Source organism: Paenibacillus sp. FSL R5-0701 (assembly GCF_037973995.1).
Taxonomy (GTDB): Bacteria; Bacillota; Bacilli; order Paenibacillales; family Paenibacillaceae; genus Paenibacillus.
The window spans coordinates 740,707-767,064 of the sequence record NZ_CP150230.1 but is presented as its reverse complement, the minus strand read 5'-3'; the positions used below and the strand labels follow the sequence as shown (position 1 = coordinate 767,064).

The following is a 26,358-nucleotide window of genomic DNA, read 5'->3' as shown; positions in this document are numbered from 1 at the left end:
ATAAAATATCGATTCCATTGAGTGTATTCATTAAATTACTCTTCTGCTAATTCTGATTCCAAAAGTTCATCAAGTTTCGTTTGTGATTCCTCTGTGTAATAGCGAAAAAAATTAATCACTTCATGCCAATCAGGTGTGCATATATTAAGGATTCTGCCACCTTCAACTTGGCTGATTTTCACATTCGAGCTGTTGCATACATACCTTCGGGACTCATATCTGGATGGATTGCAGATAGTACCATCATCATACTTTTTATGTTGATGTAGAATAAGGATAATGATTTTGTAGTCATTAGTTTGTGGAATACTTTCAATGTCTAAAAGGATCTCAGGCTTTCGATCACCAGATATACGTTTAGAATCATTTTTTGTCTTGAAATATGCTGGTTTTTTATTATTAACGTAGTTCACAATAACTTCTTTACCAATTAACTCGAAAAGTGGAATGCCTTCAATTGAACATGGAAAATTAATCAAGGTTCTTACCTCCAATTTCATATTTTCACTTTATTCAACTTGTGATTTTCACATTCAACAAAAGTTAAATGTCGTCAATTATGCTCAAATGAGCATTATCCTTACAGCGAATAGATTAGAGCACCCACAATGAGTACCCCTATTCTGTTTATATAAGGAGTCTCTAAAACAGCGTTTCATATACTCATAACTGAGTATGCAATACTATACAATGTGAGTTTCAGTTACTTGGGGCAAAGGTTCATCCATTGCCGCCTTTACTCTAGCAATTAGTATCTCGCTTCCTTTACTGAAGTATTCTCTTTGGCAAGCTGAGCACTTTGCACCCTTAACCTTAAGGCTAATTACTGTTTTCATCTCTGAAAACAGCGGAACATCTATTTCCATATTAGGTACATCACCATTATTGCAATATACGCAATTATTGATCTTCAAATTAACATAATTGTTTTGGAACTTTTCATTTAACTGCTGAGTATATTCTTCAAATTCTTTGGGCTTCATAAGAAGCATATTAGAACCTTGTCTTCTTTTTCTGTTCTGATCTTCATTTCTAATCATTCTAAACATCCTCTCATATATAATTGTTTAATTAACAATTGCGATATTCCAACACAATGCAACCAACAATACTCACACAAGACTCACCTCCTCTTATAGAAACTGAATAAAGTACAGACTTAAAATTATTAAAAAAAAGAGCGAGGCGGCTCTATTAGCCACTTCGCTCTTTCTGAAAGCAATGATATGTATAGGATTTATCAATGCCATATGCTTTATCTTGAATTATCTGTTCCATCCTCAACCTCCAATTAGCTTTTTCTTTTGCATATCAAATTCACTTTCAGTCAGTATACCTTCATTTTTTAGTTGTTGTAGTTTTCTCAATTCATCAGCAACCGAAAAATCTTGTGATTGCTTATTAATTTGCTCTTTTCGCTTATCTTCATTATCAGCTTGTTTAATAAGAACCCCAATTAGCTGATGACAGTGATACGCTGTATTGTAACCATCTTTATACTCTTGACTGTCCTTTGAAAATGTAGAAAACTCTGAATCTAAGAAGGTAATTTTATGTACTGGGTTCACAGTATCATTAACGATTACATTTAGCTCGATCTTTTTCACTTTATCTTTACTTGTCGTAGAGCCAGAAAGTCCTCCTATTATTGCCCCAACACCGCCAGCAAGTAAACCACCTAACAATGCACCACCCAATTGACTCGCTCTATTTGTAGAAGTAACACTAATGCCATCAGTCAAAATTTCTGATTTTAAAATGTCGTGATAGCTATATACTCTATTTTCGGATGTAGTTAGGGATATAAATGATATCCGCTTGTTCTTCTCGTCTATTGATAATGTATCATTTCCATTTAGTGAGGTGTACCTTTGAGATGGTTTATAATTAGGAATTTGCTTTAATCTATGATCCATTTCATCTTGCTTCTGTATCATTCTCTCTTCTTCAAGTTGTTTATGTCTCTGAAAGCAGTGCCACGAACCAAGCCCAGATACAACTAGTAAAACCCATATTAAAAATGGATAATCACCACCACCACTAAGGGCGAAGATGAGCATCAAAAAAGAAATAACTGCTAGTACACCTCCAAAACCGAGATACATTTGCATTTCCCCCTAAGCTGTATACTTAACATTTGCTTACCTTTTCACAAACATCAAGATATTCATTTAGTAAATTGTTTTCTTCCTTTAAAAAATTTATTTCTTTATCCAACTCTTTCAGTCTCGCCTTTCTTTTATCGCTCTCCGATTCACAAGCTGTACCCATTAGAATAAAACAAATACATGTAAAACCTACTATGTAATTCTTTATTTTCAAGCGTTCGAACCTCCCTAGTTTCACTCTATTATATTCTATCACAAAATCCCTAATCCTGTATAAGTTTTAGGATAAAATTCTAGTTCGAACCCCTGTAAACCGAACATCCCCTTCCATACGCTTGTATAGAAGGGAAGTGAGCGCTAGTGACTTCAGATTTCATGAAGATGGTTGGTTACCGCATTAGAACTTTGAGAAAAGAACGAAACATTACACAGGAATCTCTCGCTGAAAAAGCAGACATCCATTCTACTTATATATCCGACATTGAGCGGGGTGAAAGAAATATTTCAATGGAAACACTCGAAAAGATAATAAATGCATTGGATGTTAATCCAGTTGAACTGTTCAGGATAGAGGGAATTGAAGGTCTAGAAGAAAGATCTAGTAGACGAGAATTGACTGATGCTCTTAACTCGTTCTTATTAGGCAGAAATATTGAGGAGGTAAAACTTGTGCTTCGTCTTGCTAAAGATGTTTTAGGCACATATGACAACCTAAACTAGCACAACTCCCATTCGTATTCAACGGGTGGGAGTTGTTTTATAGATTATGCAGTTAAAAAAGGTATACATTTTTCCTTACTATTAGTAAATAAAAATATACATACGTATTTCCCTTGCTATAAGAATTCTTGCCAATAGCTAGAAAAGTGATTATTCTGATATTGTCACTTTTTGTATATGTTTTTGAAATACGATTATATTAGCAATATTACAATAATCCACTGAGTTAATATTAAAAGTGAAAAATGTCTTTATTAGTGTTTTTAAGGGGCGATTAAGTTGAGAAAAAGACCTTTATTCCTGTTGGATAAATTTAAATTATATTTAATATATGAATTTAATACTTTTGCTTTTTTCATTAATACTTTTATATTTTTGGTATTATCTTATTGTGTATATTTAATACAAAAAAATAATATAGATTTCCATGTAGATGTAAAAGATTTTCAAAGTATCATTTCATTAACAATTTATCTGTTAACATTATACGGAATTTTCTTTGCTTTTCTACAATTTTTAATCGGCAATAAAACAGAAAAATTCTCATTTTGGGGAATAAACAAGATACAATTCTCTATTTTAAATAAATTAATTTATCGCTTAGTTAATTTGTTTGTAACTAGAGTAGCATTAATAACTCTAATATTAATTCCAATAATTATAACTTTAATAGATAATTTGGAATCGAACTTCTCGTCGGACATAACTCCAATTTTGAATAGTGTGTGGGAAGTTAGCTTTTTATATTTGATTATTATGTTTGGTTTTCTATTAACACAATCACTTATTGGATTATTTTTAGTTTTTGCAATAGAAAACAATTCTGATTGGAAGATCAGAAATAAAATTAAAAATTATATTCTGAAACAAGCCTTATTGAATCTGAAAAAAAGATATTTTTGGGCATACTTTGATTACCACAAAAAATATATTGAGAAAGACCAATTATTTGACTTTACAAAATTTATATTTAATGGGGTATTAAAACACATACTCAGTAAGATACCAAAAGCAAGACAAGATTTTTACTCTTACCACAAAAAAAGCAAATTATCGCTTTATAGTTTTTTAAATAATCGATGGGAACATGTCAAAGAATTGTCTACAAGAGAGAAAATAACCATTCTAAAAAATGAGATTGATCAGTTAAATTCTTTTTCAATATTCCATGAAAATAATACCATATTTAAAGAGTGTTTAATAAATAATGAAAATTTGCTAGTACCTTTTCATGATATTCTATCAGAGATTAAATCAGCTGAGAACTTGCAACTATTTCTCAAGGTTATGAATAATCGCAACTATTTTGATTTTATTAAGAATGAAAGTGAATTAAATAAAATCTCATATGAATTATCCTATTCAATAAAAGATAATTTTCCTCATATAACTAACGATAATGTTAGATCTGATTTAAGAGAATTAAACATTAATAATAGAGCAATAGCTAACAATATTTTTGAATTTTGCTACTCTCATGGATATGAGAATAATGAGGTTGAAAAAAAAATTATTAAGTTTATCCTTAATACACTAGATTTAAATTATGTTTATGCCTTCATATTTTATTGTGTACTACATTATGGGAGTAGTAGTGAAACTGCATTGCAAGAAGAGTTAGATTTTTTTAGAGATCTATATTTTTCAAACTCAGAACTTAGTGTAATTGATAATAAAAAAATCTGTAACTTAGTTGAAGGAACAAATATTGGGCATAGGGTAGATGGTGAATTAATAAGTTGGTTACTAACCAATATGAATAAAGATCTTAACAATCAAATACTTGAAGATATATGCAATTTCACCTATTTAAATTATTCTAAATTTTTAAAAATTAGGTTTATTTTTTCAAATACTTTTACTCGTGAAGGTCGTTTCCCCTTTGACTATTTTGATCGTGTAGAAGTGAAGAAACTAGAACAAGATAATATTGATGAAATTATTAGTAGCTATTTTGCGTATATCTCATCTAATATTGGGTCACTAAATTACTCCTTTATGATCGAACATCACAAGGTATTTACAAAAAAGTTTGAAGATGACTTCGTAAGTTTCATTGAGAATAAATTAAAATATTACAACTACGCAAACAAACATGTTATCTTGTATCTTCTTAAAGATGTTCCAAAAGTTAAAGAATATCTATTATCCAAAAAGTTCATTTCCAAGTCCCATTTTGGTGAAGACATTTATATTGATATTGAGGATTTCTTTATTGATTTTATTCTTCTTGCTTTTGAAGATACACAGTTTCATAGGATATTTAACACAGACGATATTATAAAAACAAAAATAAAGAAAAAATTAGAAGACCTCAATAAAGAAGGTGAATTGAATGATTATTTTGATAAATATAATATGTTAATTGATAAATGTAATTATTTTATAATGACAAAAAACTATAAGGCGAAAATACTTGAATATTTTAAGATAAATATATAGCCAAGAACATAAGGATTTAAGCAAAAATAAATGCTTATGTAACTTTTGCTAAAGGGATTGTTAATGACAAAGCGAATGCTCACGCATTCGCTTTGTTTTTCAATAATCTTGCCAAGTATTTAGTTCATTTCATTTTTAAGTATTATTACATTTGGATAGCCTTTACTTCTTTTTGCTTCTATAGCGACTATATGCATCTTTATATTCTTTACGCTCAATTTGTGTACAATTTGATCATGGCTTCTTGCCATAGATGACCATTCCTTTCACTTGATTCTCAGCATTTCAATTGTATTGGAATGATCATGATGGTCAAATCCTCAATACCTCTATCCGCTTAATCTTTTATTTCGCGCATTTCACGTACTTAACTGACTAAAAAGCCTTAAATATAACCCGCCAACCAAGAATTTTCGAATATTCTTATCTATCTTATAGATTTTCAAACCTTTTAAACAAATAGATTATATGATTTCCATAGCTCACTTTGAATTAACAAGAAGCTTTTTCGTCACTGCGATAGAGACTTATCGTGAGTGGCAGTATATCCCTTCGTTCTCAGATCAAGGTCGGATTACTGAGAGGATGTGTACGGGAACTAATTCTTGAAATAAATTAGTTTTCATCTGTAAATCATCCCCTCTCACTTTCGAACATTTCCACATAATTGTAGTTATATGAAAAGAATTATAGAATAACTCTCAGACAACTTAGCTTTAAATAATATTAACCAGCTCCAGTTAGTTTTAGTGCTTAATCATATATTTCAATCTAAGAGTGTAATTCCCCCTCTCTCGTATCGCATAATAATTGACACGCAATTTTTCTCGGAACAGTTCACAGTGGGTGTCCATGGAAGCAGGTTGTATTAATAATTGCACCATAAAAACATATCATTTTTAACGCATTCTACGGTACTACAGAGCAACTTCCACTTTAACCCTTCCTACTTCTCAATATAAGCCATTCAATTCATCACAGAGCTTATTCTCTCCTTCTGATTTGCATATTCGATGAATCAGACCATGCGTTCCAAAAATTTCTGATGACCGCTAATGTACAACTTAGTAATAGCACAAGATATGAACATTTGAGAATAATAAAAAAGGGATAGCAAACCGCTACCCTTATCTTTTTTTAATAATACTGTTTACTGTGCTTATATTCGCATTCTATTCAGTGGACTATACACTCTACCTATTTCTAATATATCGTGCTGTTCTAATCCTCTTAAATATTTAGAAGTAATCTGAGTATCAAAATGCCCCATGAGGCGGCTTAGGCTGTATACATCGATTCCGTTCTTTAATTGTTTCTGAGCAAAATAATGACGGCAATCATGCGGTGAACACCTTACCTCCTTTCTTACTCCTGCTTTTTTGCAATGCTCTTTCAATATCTTATTGATACGTGAACGTGATAAACGCTCAGCAGATTGGTCTAGGAAATAATAATCCTCTATCTCGTCACCTAGTCTGTGCTTAAAGCGTTCCTGCTTCGCTTTCTCATACTTCCGCATATACTTTCTCATTATCTTGCTAATGTAGATTAGACGCTCCTTAGAGCCTTTACCATGGATTAGAATGTGCGCTCTTGATATATCATCATTCTTGATGTTACACAGTTCTGAAACACGTATCCCAGTATCAAATAGCATAATAAGCATTAATTTATCCCTTAGATTAGAGTAGGTCTCTTCATTCACATCATTAATGATGCGCCTTACTTCTTCATCATTAAATGTGATGATAACCCTCTTATCTTCCTTTAGGTTCTTAATTCTTCGCATAGGATTATCCTTCTCATCTATATATTCCTCATCAACAAGAGTCTGGAAGAAAACTTTAATCGTAGCGATATGACCATTGATTGTAATGTTGGCTTCTTTACCTCTACTCTGACAATGCTGAATGTATTTCTTAATATGCATTGAAGTCACTTCTTCCACTTCTTCAATTTCTAGTTGCTCCTTAGTAAATTCCATCCAACGATGCAAGCGATACATACAGCCAGTAATATATTCTTTTTTTCTTCCTTGGATTTCTTGGCTTAGCTTAAAGTCAGTAATTAATTCATTGATTTTTGACACAAAAAAACTCCCCTCTATTTGTTAAATAACACAAATAAAAGAGAGTAATTTTTGAAGACCAATAGTTGCAGGTGAATGAAATGTGCTCTTCAATCGTTGTCTGAAAATCCTTATACAGCAAGGTTCTCAGTCAATAATCAATTAAAAAATACCCAGATCATTCCCACTCGATCGTTGCAGGTGGTTTGGATGTTACGTCATAGACGATACGGTTTACGTTATCAACTTCGTTAACAATCCGTACGGAGATTTTCTCCAGCACATCCCAAGGGATACGTGCCCAGTCAGCTGTCATACCGTCGATGGACGTTACGGCACGAATACCTACAGTGTAGGAATACGTACGCGCATCACCCATAACACCAACACTCTTCATGTTCGGCAGGGCTGTGAAGTACTGCCAGATCTCACGATCAAGGCCGGCTTTGATAATTTCTTCACGCAGAATGTAATCCGAATCACGAACAATTTTGAGCTTGTCCTCTGTTACTTCGCCAAGCACACGAATCGCGAGACCCGGACCTGGGAAAGGCTGACGCCATACGATAGCTTCAGGCAGACCGCACTCTTCGCCGACTTTACGCACTTCGTCTTTGAACAGAGCACTCAGTGGCTCAATCAGTTTGAAGTTCATGTCCTCAGGCAGACCGCCCACGTTGTGGTGGGATTTGATGGTCTGTGCAGTTGCTGTACCACTTTCCACGATATCTGTGTACAGTGTACCTTGCGCCAGGAATTCAAAATCATCAAATTGCTTGGATTCTTCATCAAATACGTAAATAAACTCGTTACCGATGATTTTACGTTTTTGTTCCGGATCATCGACGCCTACCAGTTTGGACAGGAAGCGTTCCTGTGCATCAATTTTGACAACTTTCATGTCGAATTTGCCGACAAATGTCTCCATTACACTTTCTGCTTCGCCTTTGCGCAGCAGACCATGGTCGATAAACATACATGTCAGTTGGTCGCCAATGGCTTTGTGTAGCAGTGCAGCAACAACAGAAGAATCCACGCCACCGCTCAGTGCACACAGAACTTTACCGTCGCCCACTTTTTCACGAATATCTTTGATCGTATCTTCAATGAATGTCTCCATGCTCCAGTTGCCTTCGCAACCACAGATTTCGAACAGGAAGTTACGAATCATATCGTTACCACGAACAGAGTGACGTACTTCCGGGTGGAACTGAACAGCATATAATTTGCGCTCGTCGTTACTCATTGCAGCGATTGGCGCACTTTCCGTGCCTGCATCCAGTTTGAAACCCGGAGGGAGTGTAACCACGTGGTCACCGTGACTCATCCATACTGTGTGCTCACCGTCGATACCTTGTGCAAGAGCAGCACCTGCTGCGAACTCGATGTCGGCTTTACCGTACTCACGCTTCTCGGAGCGTTCTACTTTACCTTCAAGCTGCTGGGCCATAAGTTGCATCCCGTAACAGATTCCGAAGATGGGAAGTCCAAGATCATAGATAGCCGGGTCCACATGTGGTGCATTTTCTGCGTACACACTGGATGGTCCGCCAGAGAAAATGATTCCTCGTGGTGACATTTCTGCGATCTTCTCTGCCGGTGTGTTATACGGCAAAAGCTCGCTGTATACGCCGAGATCCCGAATTCTTCTGGCGATTAACTGGTTGTATTGGCCCCCAAAGTCAAGGACAACCACAATTTCATTTGGTTTATTCATTACCGTGCCTCCCTCAATTCAATGAAACTAATTATACGCAACGACAAAACATACCGTCAAGGAAAGGCGAAACTCCTTTTTTCGACATATCAAAACAGGATTACCAATTGCCTCTAAATATGAATTTTCGATTAGAAAAGCTTGGCAGCAAGATGCTGGTTCAAGTGTATGATCGTGGAAAGACGCCTCGTTCGCAGCGAAGCGCGAAAGGCGTCTTATGTATGGCATGCAGCGATGAACCAAACGCTGCATTTAAATAACAATGCGCCAGCCAATGGCGATCTTCATCTGCCCACAAGTGGCCAAGCTCTATTGGAAAGCGATAGCGATTGTATGGCAGCTGCTTCGCATCTCTGGTGTAACGTTGTAACATCCTTGTGTTACAACGCCTGCAACCGCCGGGCCAAACGAAGTGCCCGGCGAAGGAAGTCCAGACTGTCCGCGCGCAGCGGACGGTCTGGCCCATACAGCAGCCGTTCCCAGTCGGCTGCAAACCGCGCGATGTCCGCGCCGTCCGCGCCTGCGGCTAAAGCCGGTGATGCTGCATATTCACGCAGCGTCATACCCGGCGGCCGCGGGCCGTACCGGCGCGCGAGCGCGGCCCAGACCGGAGCGGCAGCGCGCAGCAGCCGCTCGCGGTCTGGAAAGCTGCTGCGTGGCCACGCCAGCAGCAGCCCTAACCGCAGCGCGGGGCGTAGCCGCCGCATGCGGACCAGAGCAGCGGCGCCCAGCAGGGCCGCTGCCACAAGGGCTGCCGCGAGCCATGGCTCCGCGGCAATGGCCCGTGCGCGGGCGAGCAGCCATGCGCCCGCGTAACCCAATCCGCCGCTCATATACGGCGGACTCTCCGCAACAGGATGCGGCCCGGCGAGTGCTGCGGCATCTTCGCCTGCGCCTTGCGCCATGGTGAAGCCTGGCGTGGCCTCGAACGGCATCCAGCCTGCACCCGGAAAATACACCTCTACCCAGGAATGTGCATCTCCCTGTGAAATCACATACTGACTGGGCACATCCGGGTCAGCAACTCCGGGGCCAAAACCTTTAACCCAGCGTGCGGGGATGCCTTCTGCACGCAGCAACACAATCATGGCTGTGGAGAAATGATTGCAATACCCTTGCCGGGTGACGAATAGAAAATCGTCCACAAAATCTGTTCCTCGCGGTGGCATGCGGGTATCCAACGTATACTCGGCATGAGCAGCCAGATAAGTCTTTACAGCTTGCACAGCGTCATACCGGGTCTCACTGCCTTGAATGATTTTCTTGGCGAGCGTCTGCACTCGATCAGGGAGTGTTGTAGGTAATTGCAGATAGTCCCTCCGAATGGATGCCGGATCTTTCCCTTTATTCGTTTCCTCAAGCAGACGTAACTGTTCAGGTGATGCGACAGGAACCATGACGTCAGTCGAATAATGTTTAACTATCTTATCGTTTCCGGAGCCTGCGAGCCACAATGTTGCCGAATCGCGATTAGACAGCAAAGAAAACATATTTTCCTGATTATCCTTGTTCTTATCCTGGAACGATACGTTGACCGGTATGCCCCCGGTAAAGAGTGGATTTGGCCCTTTCCACTCTCGCTGCATCGTAACGGTTTGGCGAATGCGACTCCAATAGGTTGGATTCTCCCAACCATCAGCACGCAGCATTCCGGATGGACTTGCCGTTTCGAAGCTTTGACCCGGGTCACTCCAAGTACTACCGTTATAATATGAACGGGTCTCCCCTCGCCAATACGTTACTTTCGGACTCTTTGCGACAAAAAAGATGGAATTCCCCTGCACCAACGGTGCTCCCATAGGCGCGTCCGCTGTGCTATATCCCGTGACTGCCGTTGCAGCAGGGATACTACTGTGCTGTGTATAACCTGCCCAGCGAGCTAGGCGTTCACCCATCTGCTCCAAAGATATGCGTTCCGGCTGAGGAATGGAAGCCAACTGGCCAGGTAACGCGGAGAGAAGCACCATACCTGCGGAAACAGCGATAGTTACTGCACTCCAACGGCCATAGGGGCTACCGCGATAACTCGGAGTAGTGACTCCTGCATTGAGACGTAATAGCTGGAGCAGAGCCTGAATAAGAAAAGTCCATAGGACAGACCGTATTACAGAAGCATACACATCCAGCCCCGCAAAGGATTCAAGCAAAAGCAAATAGAGCAGCGTTGCACTGCCAAACAGCATAACGCTTCGACGTAACAATACGAGAGATTGCACAGAAGCCATGAGCATACTCCAGCCGCACATCATGAACAAACCTCTCGTTTCTGTACTAATCGAGTGAAATCGCCAGTTATTTATAAAAGTGTCCATATCCGCTGAAAATATCCCCGGATAAGCGACCGCCCAACGGACAGGATCACTTCCTCCGTACATCAGACATAAAGCAGCGAGTGCAATGAATAATCGGATCAGCACTCCGGTGATCCATCCTGTACGAATTAACCCCGCGAGCAACAACGCTCCCGTTAATCCCGTCATTACGGACAAGAACCGTTCACTGCCCTGCTGACCTGATGATGTAACAGGATATATCCACTCCAGAGACAGTATAAGTAAAATGGCCGAAATAACAATTTTGTACAGGACAGGTACGCTAACATATCCCTCATCCTTTATGTCCGTCACAGAATTCTGGTTCACAGCTTTATATACAGAATGGGCCGATTCTATTCTCGTATGGTCCGTTGACTTTAAGTCGGCCACAGTGAAATTGGGTTGCTGGTTACCATTACGCTCCCACATCCGTTACCTCCACCTTTCCCAATGAAGATAACGCAACGTCTGTAACCGCGTGGATCGGCACCCCGCTGTGACGAAGCCGTTCCAAACTTAAGCTGTCATATCCCAATCCATTCATCAATCTATCTGTTGATTCTAACTGGTTCTGGTTCGCTTCAGTCAATTGCACCTCGACACGATAACCCGACCCGATTGCAGTTATGATCCATTCGGCCAGAATCGGATCCAGCTTACCTGTGAGAACCACAATTCGCGACCCGCTCGCCAGTCCATCCAGCATCTCCGTTCGGAGCGAAACAGAACCTGATTGTGCTTTGGATATTCGCGCCCCCGCTAGCTTGTCCAGTCCATGATCCTCATCATCTGCATGGAACGGCCCATGTTGCCATTGATTTCGTGTATCATAGCTCTTATCGCCACCTTCCATCCACAGATGATAAGGAATGTCATCCCGCTCAGCGGTATGAATCCAGCGGGCAGCTGCACGAACCACTCGTTCAAAAGCAGGTGCATCCAAGTTCTCCCGCTGTTTCAAGTCATACCCCGACGCGCCTTCATACACAAGGATGCCGAGCGAAGCTAAATCCGTGGTATCAGGCAGGAAGGTTTGAAGTTTTCCCGTTTTGGCTGTACTTTTCCAATGGACACGTCCCAGTGGGTCACCCTGCTGATATTCACGGAACTCAGGACTACGGTTACCCTGGCTATTTCTTCGCTCTGACAGAGTCCCTTCGATCATCGCTGTTAATTCTACCGAATCTCCCTTCCCCCAAGCCGTTGCTTGAGGAACAACAATCAGGGGTGTACCTCCTGCGGTCTCTGCGGAGAGGGTATTCCAGCCAAACATATCCCCCCAATACAATCTGCCCGTATCCCATCTGTAGACTCCTCTGCGTAACCCGGAACATTCATATTGATAGGAAAATTGTCGCCGTGTTCCCGGGAAAATCAATTTGCGATGAACACCTGCAGGTGTGTTCTCACACAGTACGATCCATAACAATGGAATACGACAATTGAATTCCAGCTCGACCAGAACCCGTACCTGCTCGCCTGCCTCAATCCGGTTCGTGTGTATTTTCCGACGGATATGAATACGCCGGGGTCCGAACCAATGGAGAAGCAGACCTCCTGTGAACATCAAGAAAGCTATAACGGATAGAAACAACGCCGCTTTGCCCCCATGCCACTGATACAAGGAAGCAAAAGCCACCACCAAGACTGCACTCACAATCCGTTGTCCCAGCGCAGTCATTGCCTCTGTCCCCTTCCCTGTGATGTCATTTGTACAGGTACCGGGACCGATGACAATGCTTCTTCAATGACTTGTACTTGCCCCCAAACCTCCGCTCTGTTCTGGGCCTTCAATTGAATACGGTGGGAAAGGACAGGCACAGCTACCTCTTTCACATCATCCGGAATGACATAACTGCGTCCTTGAAGATAGGCAAATGACTGCGCCGCAGCCATCCAGGCCAGTGTTCCACGCGGACTGATGCCCAATCTGACCGCAGGAAGGCTGCGAGAGGCTACAGCAACGGCCACCAAATACTGTTTGACGACCGGATCAACATGTACCTGTTTGACTTCACGCTGCATGGCTACGACCTCTTCAGCAAGCAAGACAGGGCGAAGTTCATCAAGCGCTTCTCTACCTTGCATGCGGGTTAACAATTCCAATTCCTGTTCCGGATCGGGATACCCCAGTCCAATTTTCATGATAAATCGATCCAGCTGCGCTTCAGGCAGACGGTACGTTCCTTCGAACTGTAACGGATTCTGTGTCGCCAGCAGAAAGAACGGGCGTGGCAAGGCATAGGTTGTGCCATCAACCGTAATACGTCGTTCCTCCATTGCCTCCAGCAGGGCAGACTGAGTGCGTGGTGAAGCGCGATTTATTTCATCAGCCAGGACAACGTTGGACATGACGGGTCCGGGCCGAAACTTGAATTCAGCTGTATGTGGATGATAGATTGAAGTCCCCGTAACATCTGCCGGCATGACATCGGACGTGAATTGAATCCGACCCATGGAGCAGTCCAGTGCAGAAGCAACGGCACGAACCAGCATCGTTTTCCCGGTACCGGGCACATCTTCCAGAAGTACATGACCTCCACTAAGCATTGCCGTAAGGACATAACGAATCTCTGTTTTTTTGCCAATAATCACACTCTCAACACGCTTCATGACCCTGTTTAACAATTCAACAGCATGTTCATGTTCCATTCGGATATAAGACATTTCTCCTGATCTCCTTCCGTTCATCAGCATTCCTGAACCATAGTAATCTATGATTCAGTGTTGCCCGGAAGTAGAGAGAATAGTCCTGCAAGAATGACTTTCTTCAGATCATTTTATACTCAAATATACTGTTCATTGCCGAAATGGATCTGGAAGTGCCTGCCTTCACCGTCCACTCTGCTTCATTACTGGTTAAGGAATTCACCCTCAACCCCATCTGCTCCAGCAACTCACGTAACGGAACCCAGATGGTTCCCCCCTGACTCTGTACGGCTCCCGTTTCAGTTGCCCCTGTTGTTGTCAGTGTCCCGCTCACACTGTCTGCCTGAATCGTTCTTTCTTTCCATACTGCTATAGCTGTCCTTGTTTCAGAGTCCCAGCGAGTGCTGCCCCCGAATTTTTTCATGAAAGTACGCAAAGGCACCATGATTCGCTGACCCTCCATGCGGAACTCACCCGGTTGCAAGGTAGCCGCAGTCAATCCCACCTCTACCTTCAGCTTCTTGCTTGCAAGCCATAACGTCGCGTTCACTTCCACATGTTCCGCGATCCAGGCCTTTCCCGGCGCCTTGCGGGCCTTATACTTACCATCTGGATGTACACGGAATTGAACTGGTTGATCTGTACTTTTTATGGTGTCAAAACGATATCCATGATCACGATAATATTTGATAATACCCGGGAGTGCCTTTACCGTTTCCGCATGTGCACCACCGTCATGCATCAGGACAATGACCGAACGTGCTCCCGCAGGTACTTTGGTCGAATTGCTGAGGATCTCTTTGGCCGGAACACCTTTACGTTTGGAATCCCCACTATCGACGTTCCAGTCCATGACGGTGTACCCGCCCAATTGCAGCAAATCAAAATAACTCTGGTCAAAATGCCCATAGGTACCACCTGGTGCTCGCACCAGATTCGGACGGAAACCGGTTATACGCTCCAGCACTTCCTCTGTCTGCTTAATCTGTTTCCAGAACACTTTAAAATCACTATACAGCTGTTCGTATTGATGATTAAAAGTATGATTGCCCAAAGCATGTCCATCCTCGACAAGTCCCCGGATTAACTCGGGATAACGCTCTGCCTGCTCACCCAGCACAAAAAATGTAGCCAAAACCTTCTCCTTACGCAAAATATCCAATACTTCACGGGTATGGTTACCCGGTCCATCGTCAAAACTCAGATAGACTACCTTGTCTTGAGTATTCTTATCTTCCGAGATTGGATCACCTGAGCCGGAAGCAGAAGATGCATAAGCCGTGCCTGCATATACAGCAAATACACATAACAATATCGCAATACGCATGAGAATGACATACCATTGTCCAGATAAAAACATATGTATGGTTGTTGCAGAGTTTCCCCCTAATTCCTTGATTCTGAATTCCGGTCTCTGTACCATTTACGAATCGACCTCCACCGTCTCTAGTAATTTGCTGATAGACTTCAGCAGATTTGTTAGAATTATATGGAGACTACATGGAAAAAAGACGCGATTTTGTTTAATATTTTTTCACAATTTGCTATGTAGCCTGATTGATTCTTCGCTTCAGATTAGGTAGCATAATGAACAGGCAGAACACATTAAAACACCTTGGAGAGTATTCTTGCTCCCACCCCGTATTCAGGAGAGTGAAATCTATTGGAATTGCTTGAGAAGATCCAACATCTGTTTGGGTCCTACGGATACAGCGTATTGTTTTTTGGCTTGTTGCTTGAATTCATCGCACTTCCCTTTCCTGGTGAAACAACGATGGCTTACGCAGGGTTTCTCTCCTATAAGGGACATCTTGATTTCGGTATCCTCACCATACTGGCTTTTCTGGGAACGACGATTGGCATGACAATTACTTATTTTATTGGAGCCAAAGCAGGTCTGCCCTTCATAACTCGGTACGGAAAATGGTTTCTGCTGAAACAGGACAAGCTCGATAAAACACAAAAGTGGTTTGCCAAGTATGGGAATGCCTTGATATTCATCGGTTATTTCATTCCGGGGGTAAGACATTTCACCGGATATTTCGCGGGCATAGCCGCGGTTCCTTTTCGCAAATTCGCTCTCTACGCCTATTCAGGCGCGCTGTTCTGGGTTGTGCTATTTCTGGGCATTGGCAAAATATTTGGCCCCCAGTGGAATGCCGTATTCCATCTGGCTCATCAATATGCAGCATATATCGTGGGAGGAATCGGCCTGTTACTTATCGTGGCTGTGCTCTACCGTTACCGCAAAGCATGGGCAGCAAGATCCGTGTCCAAGCCTACCACTGTTCGACAAAGACAAAAGTAAATTCGAACGAACGTCTATCTATAATTTCAAGTAAGGAGCTGCGTGTCATCGCGGCTCCTTTTTTGTGTTATCCAAACGGAAGGAGAACCTTTCATTCTTTTTTGTGATAATCCGAATTCATCCAGGTCATACTAACTTGCAAATATAGGATGTATAAGGAGGATACATGATGAGTGCATCGGTACAGGACGGTCAAGGTCTGAAGAGAATCTCTCCAGATCTGAATGAAAATACAACGTACTGCAAGCAAGTCATGGGACACAGTAATGACTTGATGATTCGTCCTTTGCAATGTTTGCATAAATGGCCTGCCGTCATGCTGTACATTGATGGAATGGTCGATGTACAAATTCTAAATCACTCCATCATGGAATCCTTATTACATAAACGTGATCTTCCAGATTTTTCAGCGGATGCTGAACATCTTAGTTACCTCCAAAATGATGTTCTGATCGCAAGTGATGTCCTGCTCGTCAATGATATAGATGAAGTGCTGAATGCCCTGCTGTCGGGATCAGCCGTACTTCTGCTTGAAGGTTCTGTACGAGGGTTGAAAATCGGTGCAGCCGGTTGGGAAGACCGGTCCATCGGGGAACCAGTCTCTCAGACTGTCGTTCGGGGTCCGATGGAAGGCTTTAATGAGAATCTGCGTACCAACACTTCATTAATTCGCAAACGAATCCGAGATCCTCATCTCTGGATCGAAGAAAGAGAGATCGGTCGAGTCACCAAGACTCGCGTTGCAGTGCTCTATCTGGAACATGTCGTGGATCAGGAGATTGTGCAGGAACTAAGGCGAAGACTGGATGAGATTGATATCGATAGCATTCTTGAGGGAGGATACATCGAAGAGCTGGTTCAGGATAAGACAAGGACCATTTTCCCAACAGTATATAATAGCGAACGACCCGATACCGTGTCCGCGGCACTGCTGGAAGGCCGGGTTGCAATCATTGTCGACGGGACACCCTTTGTTTTAGTTGTTCCCGCCTTGTTTGTTCATTTCTTTCAGTCACCTGAGGATTATTACCAGCGAGCTGATATCAGTACACTGATTCGATTGATCCGATATCTGGCTTTTTTTATCGCGTTGCTCTCTCCTTCCTTTTATATTGCCATTACCACTTTCCACCAGGAGATGCTTCCTACCAACCTTCTAATCAGTTTGGCAGCTCAGCGAGAAGGCGTTCCTTTCCCCGCCTTTATTGAAGCCCTGCTGATGGAGCTAACTTATGAAATTTTGCGAGAAGCGGGCATTCGGATACCAAAGACGGTCGGTCAGGCTGTGTCCATTGTGGGTACGCTTGTTATTGGTCAAGCCGCGGTGGATGCTGGAGTTGTATCTGCTGCAATGGTCATCATCGTATCCATCACTGCGATATCCAGTTATGTCATTCCTGAAAATGGGCTCTCCATCTCGGTACGCATGTTGCGGTTCGTTCTGATGATCCTGGCCGCTGCCTTCGGATTTTATGGCATCCTGATTGTATTGTTAATTACCATAACGCATCTTTGCAGCTTGCGTTCTTTCGGGGTACCTTATATGTCTCCTTTTGCACCCTTTATTCAGAAGGATCTCAAAGACACGATCTTTCGTGTACCCTGGTCTCGTATGAAGACTCGTCCACTCTCTACCAGCACAACAAATGAAGTTAGACAATCCACCAAAAAAACGAAGCGGTAATTCGGTAAGGAGCGCACACCATGCATAGATGCTTACGCTTAATATTATCCTGTGTCATTCTGCTTCCTCTCCTTACCGGATGCTGGGATCGGCAGGAATTGAATGAACTTGGCATTATGTTGGGTCTCGGTGTGGACAAAGATGGAGATCTGATCAAAGTAAGTGCTCAGGTCGTTGTTCCAAATGAGGTATCTTCCAAAGCAGCGGGAGGGAAAGGGACACCCGTTACACAGTACGAAGCGTCGGCTACAACCTTGTTTGAAGCCATTCAAAAATTAACGGAGACAAGCCCGCGCAGAATCTTCCTTGCACATATCCGGGTTCTGGTATTTGGTGAAGAATATGCACGTAAAAACGGAATATATGATGTTATTGAGGCGTTAATGCGCGAACCTACAGCAAGACCTGATTATTACGTCTTGGTTGCTAAGAATACTACTGCTTCCCAGCTGCTTGACGTACTTACACCTTTAGATAATACTCCAGCTGAAAAAATGTATAATTCTCTCGATATATCTTCTACGACCTGGTCTCCCACTACCACGGTCACCGGGGATGAATTACTGGAGTTCATGATATCGCCTGGCATCCAGCCCGTCATTACAGGTGTAGAGATCCTCGGTCCCAAAGGTCAAAGCGGGAATAAAGAGAATATATCGACCATTCGCTCACCAGCTCGCCTCAATACGACGGGACTGAGCGTGTTCAAGAAAGACAAGCTGATTGGTTGGTTAACGGAGGATGAATCCAAAGGCTACAATTATATCCGTGACAATGTAGAATCAACGGTCAACCATATGCCTTGTCGCAAGCAAGGCAACGTGACGTTTAAGGCCCTCCGTACAACAACGAAAAGAAAGGCAGAAATCGTAAATGATAAGCCCGTAATCCACATCGATGTCAAGAATGTTTCCTCCATCGGTGCAGTTGAATGCGGGATCAAGATTGGTTCGATGAAAGTTCTCAAAGAACTTGAAGCCGATAGTGAAGAACGATTAATTGAACTGATGCAGAACTCTGTCAATGCAGTAAAACGCAAATTCCATGTCGATATATTTGGTTTTGGACAGGAAGTGTACCATGCAGATCCCAAGTTCTTCAAGAAGATAGAAAATGAGTGGGATAAACATTTTGAAGAACTGGACATCAAGTACAAAACCAATGTGCAGATTAAACGTGTCGGTACACTGGATGATTCATTCAGAAACGAATTAAAGGAGTGATTGAAGCGTGCTGATTACACTTGCGGTTATCGTCGTAGCAGCTAGTATTGGCTGGATCGATCTGCCTGGCCTCATTCACCGGAAAGAATGGCGAGAAACAGCCGTATACAGTGGAATGCTTCTCACTGCTACGGTGTTCGGCATTATTGCTTCCAATCTGTGGGAGTTCCCTAGTCCACTCTATATCATCATGTGGATCTATGACCCTGTGAACCATATATTAGCACGACTGACTGGAACTTAGGAGACAAGGGAGGGTATATCATGCTGGAAAAGGGACGGATCGGAACAAGACAATTATCCACCCTTACATTTATGTTGGTGGTTGGAGATATGATGCTGATCTACCCCTCCGTTATTACGTCCTATGCCAAGCAAGATGCCTGGATCTGTGCTCTTATTGGCATTCCACTCGGAATGGCTCTCATGGCCATGATTATGAAATTGGGAAGTATGCATCCGGGAAAGAATCTGGTACAGATTGCCCGAAGTATTTTGGGCTTTTGGCCAGGCACCTTTTTCTCCTGTTTCTACTTATTTTTTTTCATCATTGGTACATCCACATACACCCGGGAAGTCGGGGATTTCATGACTTCCCAGATCTTTCAGTACACTCCTATACGTGTCATCATTCTTATGTTTGTTATTGCTATAGGATGGGGTGTGTACCATGGCCTAGAGACGATTGCAAGAACAAGTGAACTGCTGATACCAATCGTCATTCTTTTCACAATGGTACTCGCCTTCTGTCTACTTCCACAGGTTGAAACCAGTAATCTGAAGCCAGTAACAGACACCGGTGTTGTCTCTATTGCGCAGGGTATTCTGGTGAGTATCATATATCCCGTCGGTGAAACTATCCCCATTTTAATGATCCTTCCCTATGTCGCAAACAGTGCCCACCGCATGCGTGACATTGTCATTTCAGCAGGGCTCGGCAATCTGATCCTTGCCATTCTAGTTACCATATCCATGCTCGTTCTCGGTCCTTTCCTTACCCAACATAATATATACGCTTCGTTTGTCTTGTCTCAAAAGATTAGCATCGGTGGAATCTTTGAACGAATTGAGGTGATCATGGCTTGCTCGTGGTTTATCTCTACCTACTTCAAAGCGGCGATCTACTTATATGCCTTTATTGTTGGATGCGCAGAACTGTTCAAACTTAAGCATTTCAAGATGCTCATTTTACCATCGACATTGCTCGTTTATGGCATGGCCAATCTCGTTGCACCCAGTCTGACGTTTATCATCATCACCATTGTTCCGTACTGGGTGGATTGGGATACCACGCTAGGGATCATTCTTCCCGCTATGCTGATTCTTATCGCGTCAGTGAAATCCCGCAGAAAATCCAATTCGCAATCTCAGCCAACCACAGAAGGTTAACTCTGAAGGGTGCTTTAGACGTCAAACCATGGAAAGGAGCAGAAGGGCATGTTGATGAAGGAAAAACTCACAATTCGGCAGTTCACCTTGCTCACTTTCCTGGTTATGATCGGAGATATGGTTCTGATCTACCCTTCACTTGTTACCGCAGTAGGCAAACAGGACGCATGGTTCTGTTCTCTCGTTGGTCTGCCAATCGGTCTTGGCATCATCTGGGTTCTATATAAACTGCATCGAACATATCCTCAGTTGTCCCTTTTCGAAATATGTAACAAGTTACTTAGGACTTGGGTTGGTTCCGTGCTTTCAGTTGCCTATCTATTCTATTTCGCTATAGGTGCAGCCACATGTGTTCGTGAGGTCGGTGACTTCATGACAACCCAGATCTATCTCAAGACCCCCATTCGGGTCATTATTCTGATGATCATTTGCTCTTTGGCCTGGGGACTTATCCATGGTTTTCGTACGATAGGTTTAAGCTCCGAACTGTTAGCCCCAATCGTTGTGGTCTTTATAGCTTTTCTCTTTCTGGGGCTTCTTCCTCAAGCCAAGACTGCTAATCTTCAGCCTTTCTTTGATATTCCCTGGATACATTTAGCAGACTCTGTCATCCGTGGTGCATTTACTTCCTTTGGTGAACTTATTGTTCTTTCCGTATTTCTCCCCTACGTGAACCCCGGGCCTCATCTCAAACGGGATTTCTTGCTGGCTACCTTCTTTGGGGGATTACTATTAAGCTTGTTATTGCTGCTCTCACTCATGGTGATGGGACCTACACTGACGCAGCACAGTATCTATATCTCATACGCTCTTTCACAAAAGATTAATATAGGTAATTTCTTCGAACGAATCGAAGCATTCATGGCTATCGCCTGGTTAATTTCGACCTATTTCAAAAGTCTGCTGTATCTATTTGCCTTTGTGCTGGGAACAGCACAATTATTTCGTTTAAAGACGTATAAGCCTCTCATCTTGCCTTCTTCCCTGCTGTTATTTGCCCTGGGTGTACTGCTTGCTCCAAATGTTATTTTCTATACGGATACGATCATGCCTGTATGGGTAGACTGGAATATCACCGTCAGCTTCATCATTCCATTGTTCCTCTTGCTGGTATATCGCATTCGTTCATGCAAGCATAAGCAACAGTTATAAAGGGCTGGAAATCCGCATATGCAAAAGGCTGTGTTCACGACAAATTCCGCGAACACAGCCTTTATATTGTTAATTATATGTTGCCGGAGCAGCTTATATGGACTTCAGCGCCTCAAGTGCTGCCTCGATATGTCCTTTGACCCGAACTTTGGACCAGTCCTTGATCAATTTCCCCTCTTCATCAATCAGAAAAGTGGAGCGAACCACCCCCATGTACTCCTTGCCATACATTTTCTTCAGATGCCATACACCGTATTGCTCGGCTACAACGTGCTCTTCATCCGATAACAAGGTAAACGGCAGTCCATATTTGGCAATAAACTTGTCATGTTGTTTCATCGGATCGGTGCTGATTCCGAGAATGACCGTGTTCAGCCCTTCAAATTCAGCATGTCGATCCCGGAAATCACAAGCCTGTTGTGTACAGGACGAGGTCATATCTTTGGGATAAAAATAAAGCAGCACCCGCTGTCCGCGGTAATCCGAAAGCTTTACCGATTCTCCCGTACTGGACGGAAGCTCAAAATCCGGTGCCAATTCGCCTACTTTTAACGTCATGTCAGTTCCTCCCTAATCTCCCCCATGAATTACTATAGGGCGTTATTATGAACCTGCTCCGCGATACCGCTTCACGCCAAAATTCCACAGAAGCAATCCCATAGAACCAAACACCAATCCCATCACAGGTGTAAGCAGCGCCATGCGATGCATCTCGGACCTTTCCAGGAACAAGGCTGCGGGATAGATCCCCACGAAGGCAAACGGAATGATCCAGGTTAACAGCACCTGAATGGCACGGTTATAGATCGTGACAGGGTAGCGTCCATATCCTTGAATGTTATACATCAACGGCAGGATACCTGTTGGCGCGTCCGAATAAAAGGATAGTGAAGTCAATGTGGTGTAGATTCCGGCATAGATCATGACTGAGCTGAGTGCCAAAATAATTAAGGCAGGGATATGCCACCACTCCAGCATCAGACCCATCTCTGCTCCACTGAAGATCATGATGATCAGGCCGATAAATGAGCCCACGAGTGCAGGCGGATCCACATTTTCAAGCAATATTTGGAACAGATTATGTGCAGGACGTGTCAGGATCCGATCCATCTCACCTTTGACGATGTACCGCTCACTGAATCCCCACAGATTGATAAAACAACTGAAGATGCCATAGGGCACCATAAAATATCCATAAACAAAGAGCACTTCACTCTCACTCCAGCCGCCCAGGTTATCCGTGTGGCGGAAGACCACAAAGATAAAGATCAGGTTGGTTGCCTGGAACAGCAGATCCGATAGGATCTCCACCCAGAAATCGGCGCGGTACGTAAGTCGTGTTTTCATGTAATTTTTCAAATATTCCCAGACCAGACCCATATAGTACATATCTGTTATCCCCCTTGCACGAACAGACGCTTGCGCGCCTTACGCCAGATCAATACCATCGGAAGCAGCAGTACGGCAAACCAGAACACCTGAATACCGAGTACACTCCAGATGGCGGTACCTTCCACTCTTCCAGTGAAGACGGAACCGGGCAGATACGTAATGGCCTGAAAAGGCAATACTTTCATCACTGCGGACATCCAGCCTGGATACAGGCTGATCGGGATGATTAGACCGGAGAACAAATCAACCACGACGCGTTTCATACGCATCATGCCTTCATTGTTTTCCACAAAGAATGCCGCCAGTCCTGTTATCACATTAATCTGGGAATTAATGAGGAAACTGAAGAACAGCATGACGAGAAAGCCAATCCACGCCGATGGCGCCGTAGGCAATTCAACCGGGAACAGCAGAATGGCAATGAGCATTCCCGGAATCATGAGAAGCAGAAAGCGGAAAATACCTTCCCCAAGACCCTGCATCATTTTGACCATAACGTAATTGATCGGTCTGATGAATTGAATTGCAATGGAGCCATCCCGTATATCTGCGGCAATCTCCCGGTCCAGGTTGTTAAAATAAAAGGCACGTGCCATCCAGGATACAGCGATGTAAGTGGTCATCTGCGCTGCCGTGAAGCCGCCGAGTTCACCACTGCTACCGTAAATGGCTTGCCAGGTAAAGTAATACACGCCGATATTCAGCGTATATATCAAAATGCCGGAGTAATAATTCACCCGGTATGCCAGCATCGTTAGAAAACGGATGCGCATAAAATCAATAAATGCACTATTCATCTCAGGATACACCCACCGCTTCTTTCCCTGCTCCCACAATCTCTGGACGCTCGGCGGAACCGGATTGGTAAATACTGCGCACAATCTCATCCGTGTTAATCTCGATAATCTGAATATCGGTAATATCAGCCTGTCCAACGACACGTCCGAGTACATCCGAGACATTCAGTTCCAGCGGAATCCATACAGATGCGGACAATTCATTCTCTACCGTCCAACGGACAGGCAACGCAGCAGTCCATTCCTGCATCTGACTGATGTTGTGAGCTGAACCAAACTTGAAGCGGATCTCGCGCTCCTTACCCCACTGGGACTTGAGATGATCCAGACCTCCATCATAGATAATGTTGCCTGCATCAAGCATGATCACCCGGGAACACAGGGCCTCAATGTCCTGCAAATCATGGGTTGTGAGCAGTATGGTTGTTCCATGCTCCTTGTTCATGTCTTTCAAGAAATCCCGAATTTCCGACTTCACCACAATATCCAAACCAATGGTTGGCTCGTCCAGGAAAACAATACTCGGATTATGCAACAAGGCTGCCACTAACTCGCAGCGCATACGCTGACCAAGACTGAGCTTCCGCACCGGACGACTTAACAAATCCTGAAGCTGCAACCGCTCAACTAGTTCATCCAGCCGTTTGCGGAAATCGACCTCTCCGACACGATATACTTTGCGCAATAAATGGAAGGATTCGATCACGCCAATATCCCACCACAATTGACTGCGCTGACCAAAAACAACACCAATATTCTGTACAAACTTCTCCCGTTCCTGATACGGAACATATCCACCAACCGATATTTGCCCTGAAGTAGGCACCAAAATGCCGGTCAACATCTTGATCGTTGTTGATTTACCGGCACCGTTCTCCCCAATATATCCGCATATTTCGCCTTGCGGAATCTGAAATGAAATATCATTTACAGCCAATACCTCTTGGTATTGACGTGCAAACAGGTCCTGAAACGCGCCCTTCAGCCCACCTCGGCTTTTCTGGACGCTAAACGACTTGCGCAAATCTTTGACATCAATCGCCAGCATGATTATACCTCACTTGGATTTTGTTGAAATTGCTTGTAGCCCAAAAAGAAATTATAATGGTATCAGTCAAAATTCAGCAAGCTTTAAAAATAGTCTGGAGCCGCGTCCTGTGCCTGATGACGATGGAGACGTGAGCGGAAAGCTTCGGCTAGATTATAACAGAAACAACTTTGGACTTATTTTATATTTTATCTCAAATACAAAGGAGAGCTAGCATGACCAGAAAGACGAAGAGAACCATCTGGATTTCTCTTGCCGCCTTCGTGTTAATTATCGGAGGAGCAGCGACATATTATTTCGGTTCTATTCTCAATCAGTTGGACGGTTTGGCAAAAGACGGTGACGAATCACCATTCGCAGGTATCGAAAATGTGGAGAAAGTAAATACTCCTGACCCACCCAAATGGGAAGGCACAGAAACGGTAAATATTCTCGTTATGGGTGTCGATGCACGTGGATTGAAAAAAGGTGAAGTTCCTCGCTCCGACAGCATGATGGTTGTATCGCTCGACCCACTCACCAAAAAAATTAATCTGTTCTCCATTCTGCGTGACACTTACGTCAATATTGACGGGTACGGTAAGGAGCGGATCAACACCGCGATCACGCATGGCCCTAACGCAGCAATGCAAGCTGCAGGCGACCTGCTCGGCATTCCTGTACAGTATTATGTGTATACGGATTTCCAAGGATTCATCAAATTGGTGGATGCCGTTGGCGGCGTGGATTTTGATGTGGAGAAAGACATGCACTATACAAGTAAAGCAGACAATAACGAATACGATATTGATCTCAAAAAAGGGTATCAGCATCTGGATGGCGAGACAGCGCTCATGTACGTTCGTTTCCGTCATGATGCGATGTCGGATTTCGCTCGTTCCGAGCGTCAGCGTGAGTTGCTGAAAGCTGTCACAGCGAAAATGCAATCCACAACAACCATTGCCAAACTTCCCTCCATTCTGGAACAGGTTAATCCTTATGTGGATACGAATCTGACACTCTCCGACATGTGGAAGCTGGGTGGACTCGGATATCAGAGCAGCATGAACGGCAGTGAGCAGATTCCGCCAATGAACCTGCTGAAAGAAGAACGTACAGCAGGCGGTGCGCAAGTATTGACGGTTACCAATGAAGAGAAATTGAAGCAGCATATTCAGGATATTATTCACCCGCCTGCTACAACGGATGATAGTACGACCAGCACCGAAGATAAAACAGCCAGTGGTGACGATCAGAAGTCAGAGCAACCGGCTCAGTAATCTAAATATGCAGAGGGCAGCCATTACGCTGCCCTCTCGTTGTGCCCGGCTATACTATTATGAGAAAATCATCATATCTTTCTGTGG

At 43.1% G+C, this 26,358-nt stretch carries 22 protein-coding genes; 9 read left to right on the top strand and 13 right to left on the bottom strand.

All coding sequences use genetic code 11. From position 1 onward, the window contains the following. Positions 1–35: 35 nt before the first annotated feature. The 3 genes from MKZ13_RS03595 to MKZ13_RS03585 all read right to left on the bottom strand — a co-directional run bounded on the left by MKZ13_RS03595 (position 36) and on the right by MKZ13_RS03585 (position 2,105). Entirely contained in the window at positions 36–479 is a 444-nt protein-coding gene (locus MKZ13_RS03595) for a hypothetical protein (RefSeq protein WP_339181819.1), read from the bottom strand. A gap of 204 nt (positions 480–683) precedes the next feature. Further along, positions 684–1,040, bottom strand: a complete 357-nt coding sequence (locus MKZ13_RS03590) for a hypothetical protein (protein ID WP_339181816.1) — start codon at positions 1,038–1,040, stop codon at positions 684–686. Between the two features lie 240 nt (positions 1,041–1,280). Then, positions 1,281–2,105: an SHOCT domain-containing protein gene (locus MKZ13_RS03585; protein ID WP_339181814.1), complete on the bottom strand. Its 825-nt coding sequence runs from the start codon at positions 2,103–2,105 to the stop codon at positions 1,281–1,283. A 378-nt stretch (positions 2,106–2,483) separates the two neighbouring features. Between MKZ13_RS03585 and MKZ13_RS03580 the strand changes: the two genes are divergently transcribed. Together MKZ13_RS03580 and MKZ13_RS03575 are read left to right on the top strand one after the other, a co-directional pair. Continuing rightward, positions 2,484–2,828 (top strand): helix-turn-helix transcriptional regulator, encoded by a 345-nt coding sequence (locus MKZ13_RS03580; protein ID WP_339181811.1) that lies wholly within the window; start codon positions 2,484–2,486, stop codon positions 2,826–2,828. 279 nt (positions 2,829–3,107) lie between these two features. After that, positions 3,108–5,270 (top strand): hypothetical protein, encoded by a 2,163-nt coding sequence (locus MKZ13_RS03575; RefSeq protein WP_339181808.1) that lies wholly within the window; start codon positions 3,108–3,110, stop codon positions 5,268–5,270. A 1,159-nt stretch (positions 5,271–6,429) separates the two neighbouring features. On the opposite strand, the gene MKZ13_RS03570 is transcribed toward MKZ13_RS03575, so the two are convergent. The 6 genes from MKZ13_RS03570 to MKZ13_RS03545 all read right to left on the bottom strand — a co-directional run bounded on the left by MKZ13_RS03570 (position 6,430) and on the right by MKZ13_RS03545 (position 15,442). Continuing rightward, positions 6,430–7,359, bottom strand: a complete 930-nt coding sequence (locus MKZ13_RS03570; protein WP_339181805.1) for a tyrosine-type recombinase/integrase — start codon at positions 7,357–7,359, stop codon at positions 6,430–6,432. A gap of 157 nt (positions 7,360–7,516) precedes the next feature. Continuing rightward, positions 7,517–9,055, bottom strand: a complete 1,539-nt coding sequence (gene guaA, locus MKZ13_RS03565) for a glutamine-hydrolyzing GMP synthase (protein ID WP_339181802.1) — start codon at positions 9,053–9,055, stop codon at positions 7,517–7,519. A 380-nt stretch (positions 9,056–9,435) separates the two neighbouring features. Continuing rightward, a complete protein-coding gene (locus MKZ13_RS03560; RefSeq protein ID WP_339181799.1) occupies positions 9,436–11,799 on the bottom strand; it encodes a transglutaminase-like domain-containing protein in 2,364 nt (787 codons plus the stop codon). Further along, on the bottom strand, positions 11,786–13,051 hold the full coding sequence (locus tag MKZ13_RS03555; RefSeq protein WP_339181796.1) for a DUF58 domain-containing protein: 1,266 nt from the start codon (positions 13,049–13,051) through the stop codon (positions 11,786–11,788). Before MKZ13_RS03555 ends, MKZ13_RS03560 begins: the two co-directional genes overlap by 14 nt. Further along, the gene (locus MKZ13_RS03550; protein ID WP_339181794.1) at positions 13,048–14,022 is read right to left on the bottom strand and encodes a MoxR family ATPase; all 975 of its coding nucleotides are present in this window, start codon (positions 14,020–14,022) and stop codon (positions 13,048–13,050) included. Before MKZ13_RS03550 ends, MKZ13_RS03555 begins: the two co-directional genes overlap by 4 nt. A 118-nt stretch (positions 14,023–14,140) precedes the next feature. Beyond that, positions 14,141–15,442 (bottom strand): polysaccharide deacetylase family protein, encoded by a 1,302-nt coding sequence (locus tag MKZ13_RS03545; protein ID WP_339181792.1) that lies wholly within the window; start codon positions 15,440–15,442, stop codon positions 14,141–14,143. 240 nt (positions 15,443–15,682) lie between these two features. Here MKZ13_RS03545 and MKZ13_RS03540 point away from each other — a divergent pair, with 240 nt between their 5' ends. The 6 genes from MKZ13_RS03540 (at position 15,683) to MKZ13_RS03515 (ending at position 21,775) form a co-directional block, all read left to right on the top strand. Next, positions 15,683–16,327 (top strand): DedA family protein, encoded by a 645-nt coding sequence (locus MKZ13_RS03540; RefSeq protein WP_221825775.1) that lies wholly within the window; start codon positions 15,683–15,685, stop codon positions 16,325–16,327. Positions 16,328–16,496: 169 nt separating this feature from the next. Beyond that, the gene (locus MKZ13_RS03535; RefSeq protein WP_339181789.1) at positions 16,497–18,011 is read left to right on the top strand and encodes a spore germination protein; all 1,515 of its coding nucleotides are present in this window, start codon (positions 16,497–16,499) and stop codon (positions 18,009–18,011) included. A 20-nt stretch (positions 18,012–18,031) separates the two neighbouring features. Next, complete coding sequence (locus MKZ13_RS03530) at positions 18,032–19,234, top strand: Ger(x)C family spore germination protein (protein WP_339181785.1); 1,203 nt, start codon at positions 18,032–18,034, stop codon at positions 19,232–19,234. Between the two features lie 7 nt (positions 19,235–19,241). Continuing rightward, on the top strand, positions 19,242–19,478 hold the full coding sequence (locus MKZ13_RS03525) for a hypothetical protein (protein WP_221825770.1): 237 nt from the start codon (positions 19,242–19,244) through the stop codon (positions 19,476–19,478). 20 nt (positions 19,479–19,498) lie between these two features. Then, entirely contained in the window at positions 19,499–20,623 is a 1,125-nt protein-coding gene (locus MKZ13_RS03520; RefSeq protein ID WP_339181782.1) for an endospore germination permease, read from the top strand. A 54-nt stretch (positions 20,624–20,677) separates the two neighbouring features. Then, positions 20,678–21,775, top strand: coding sequence for an endospore germination permease (locus tag MKZ13_RS03515; protein WP_339181779.1), 1,098 nt, complete (start codon positions 20,678–20,680; stop codon positions 21,773–21,775). A gap of 93 nt (positions 21,776–21,868) precedes the next feature. On the opposite strand, the gene bcp is transcribed toward MKZ13_RS03515, so the two are convergent. Genes bcp through MKZ13_RS03495 form a run of 4 tightly spaced genes read right to left on the bottom strand, consistent with a single transcriptional unit; the run spans position 21,869 to position 25,012 of the window. Then, entirely contained in the window at positions 21,869–22,333 is a 465-nt protein-coding gene (gene bcp, locus MKZ13_RS03510) for a thioredoxin-dependent thiol peroxidase (protein ID WP_339181776.1), read from the bottom strand. A 45-nt stretch (positions 22,334–22,378) separates the two neighbouring features. Further along, the gene (locus MKZ13_RS03505) at positions 22,379–23,164 is read right to left on the bottom strand and encodes an ABC-2 family transporter protein (protein WP_221825763.1); all 786 of its coding nucleotides are present in this window, start codon (positions 23,162–23,164) and stop codon (positions 22,379–22,381) included. A 5-nt stretch (positions 23,165–23,169) separates the two neighbouring features. Beyond that, on the bottom strand, positions 23,170–23,964 hold the full coding sequence (locus MKZ13_RS03500; RefSeq protein ID WP_036614077.1) for an ABC-2 family transporter protein: 795 nt from the start codon (positions 23,962–23,964) through the stop codon (positions 23,170–23,172). 1 nt (position 23,965) lies between these two features. Further along, entirely contained in the window at positions 23,966–25,012 is a 1,047-nt protein-coding gene (locus MKZ13_RS03495; protein WP_036614079.1) for an ABC transporter ATP-binding protein, read from the bottom strand. 215 nt (positions 25,013–25,227) lie between these two features. Here MKZ13_RS03495 and MKZ13_RS03490 point away from each other — a divergent pair, with 215 nt between their 5' ends. Continuing rightward, positions 25,228–26,271 (top strand): LCP family protein, encoded by a 1,044-nt coding sequence (locus tag MKZ13_RS03490; protein ID WP_237178444.1) that lies wholly within the window; start codon positions 25,228–25,230, stop codon positions 26,269–26,271. Positions 26,272–26,358: the final 87 nt, after the last annotated feature.

Bases quoted from the DNA above. Each gene is read 5' to 3' on its own strand.
- MKZ13_RS03590 (WP_339181816.1), bottom strand. From the start codon at position 1,040: ATGATTAGAAATGAAGATCAGAACAGAAAAAGAAGACAAGGTTCTAAT.
- MKZ13_RS03585 (WP_339181814.1), bottom strand. From the start codon at position 2,105: ATGTATCTCGGTTTTGGAGGTGTACTAGCAGTTATTTCTTTTTTGATG.
- MKZ13_RS03580 (WP_339181811.1), top strand. From the start codon at position 2,484: ATGAAGATGGTTGGTTACCGCATTAGAACTTTGAGAAAAGAACGAAAC.
- guaA (WP_339181802.1), bottom strand. From the start codon at position 9,055: ATGAATAAACCAAATGAAATTGTGGTTGTCCTTGACTTTGGGGGCCAA.
- MKZ13_RS03560 (WP_339181799.1), bottom strand. From the start codon at position 11,799: ATGTGGGAGCGTAATGGTAACCAGCAACCCAATTTCACTGTGGCCGAC.
- MKZ13_RS03555 (WP_339181796.1), bottom strand. From the start codon at position 13,051: ATGACTGCGCTGGGACAACGGATTGTGAGTGCAGTCTTGGTGGTGGCT.
- MKZ13_RS03550 (WP_339181794.1), bottom strand. From the start codon at position 14,022: ATGGAACATGAACATGCTGTTGAATTGTTAAACAGGGTCATGAAGCGT.
- MKZ13_RS03545 (WP_339181792.1), bottom strand. From the start codon at position 15,442: ATGGTACAGAGACCGGAATTCAGAATCAAGGAATTAGGGGGAAACTCT.
- MKZ13_RS03535 (WP_339181789.1), top strand. From the start codon at position 16,497: ATGAGTGCATCGGTACAGGACGGTCAAGGTCTGAAGAGAATCTCTCCA.
- MKZ13_RS03530 (WP_339181785.1), top strand. From the start codon at position 18,032: ATGCATAGATGCTTACGCTTAATATTATCCTGTGTCATTCTGCTTCCT.
- MKZ13_RS03520 (WP_339181782.1), top strand. From the start codon at position 19,499: ATGCTGGAAAAGGGACGGATCGGAACAAGACAATTATCCACCCTTACA.
- MKZ13_RS03515 (WP_339181779.1), top strand. From the start codon at position 20,678: ATGAAGGAAAAACTCACAATTCGGCAGTTCACCTTGCTCACTTTCCTG.
- bcp (WP_339181776.1), bottom strand. From the start codon at position 22,333: ATGACGTTAAAAGTAGGCGAATTGGCACCGGATTTTGAGCTTCCGTCC.
- MKZ13_RS03505 (WP_221825763.1), bottom strand. From the start codon at position 23,164: ATGTACTATATGGGTCTGGTCTGGGAATATTTGAAAAATTACATGAAA.
- MKZ13_RS03500 (WP_036614077.1), bottom strand. From the start codon at position 23,964: ATGAATAGTGCATTTATTGATTTTATGCGCATCCGTTTTCTAACGATG.
- MKZ13_RS03495 (WP_036614079.1), bottom strand. From the start codon at position 25,012: ATGCTGGCGATTGATGTCAAAGATTTGCGCAAGTCGTTTAGCGTCCAG.
- MKZ13_RS03490 (WP_237178444.1), top strand. From the start codon at position 25,228: ATGACCAGAAAGACGAAGAGAACCATCTGGATTTCTCTTGCCGCCTTC.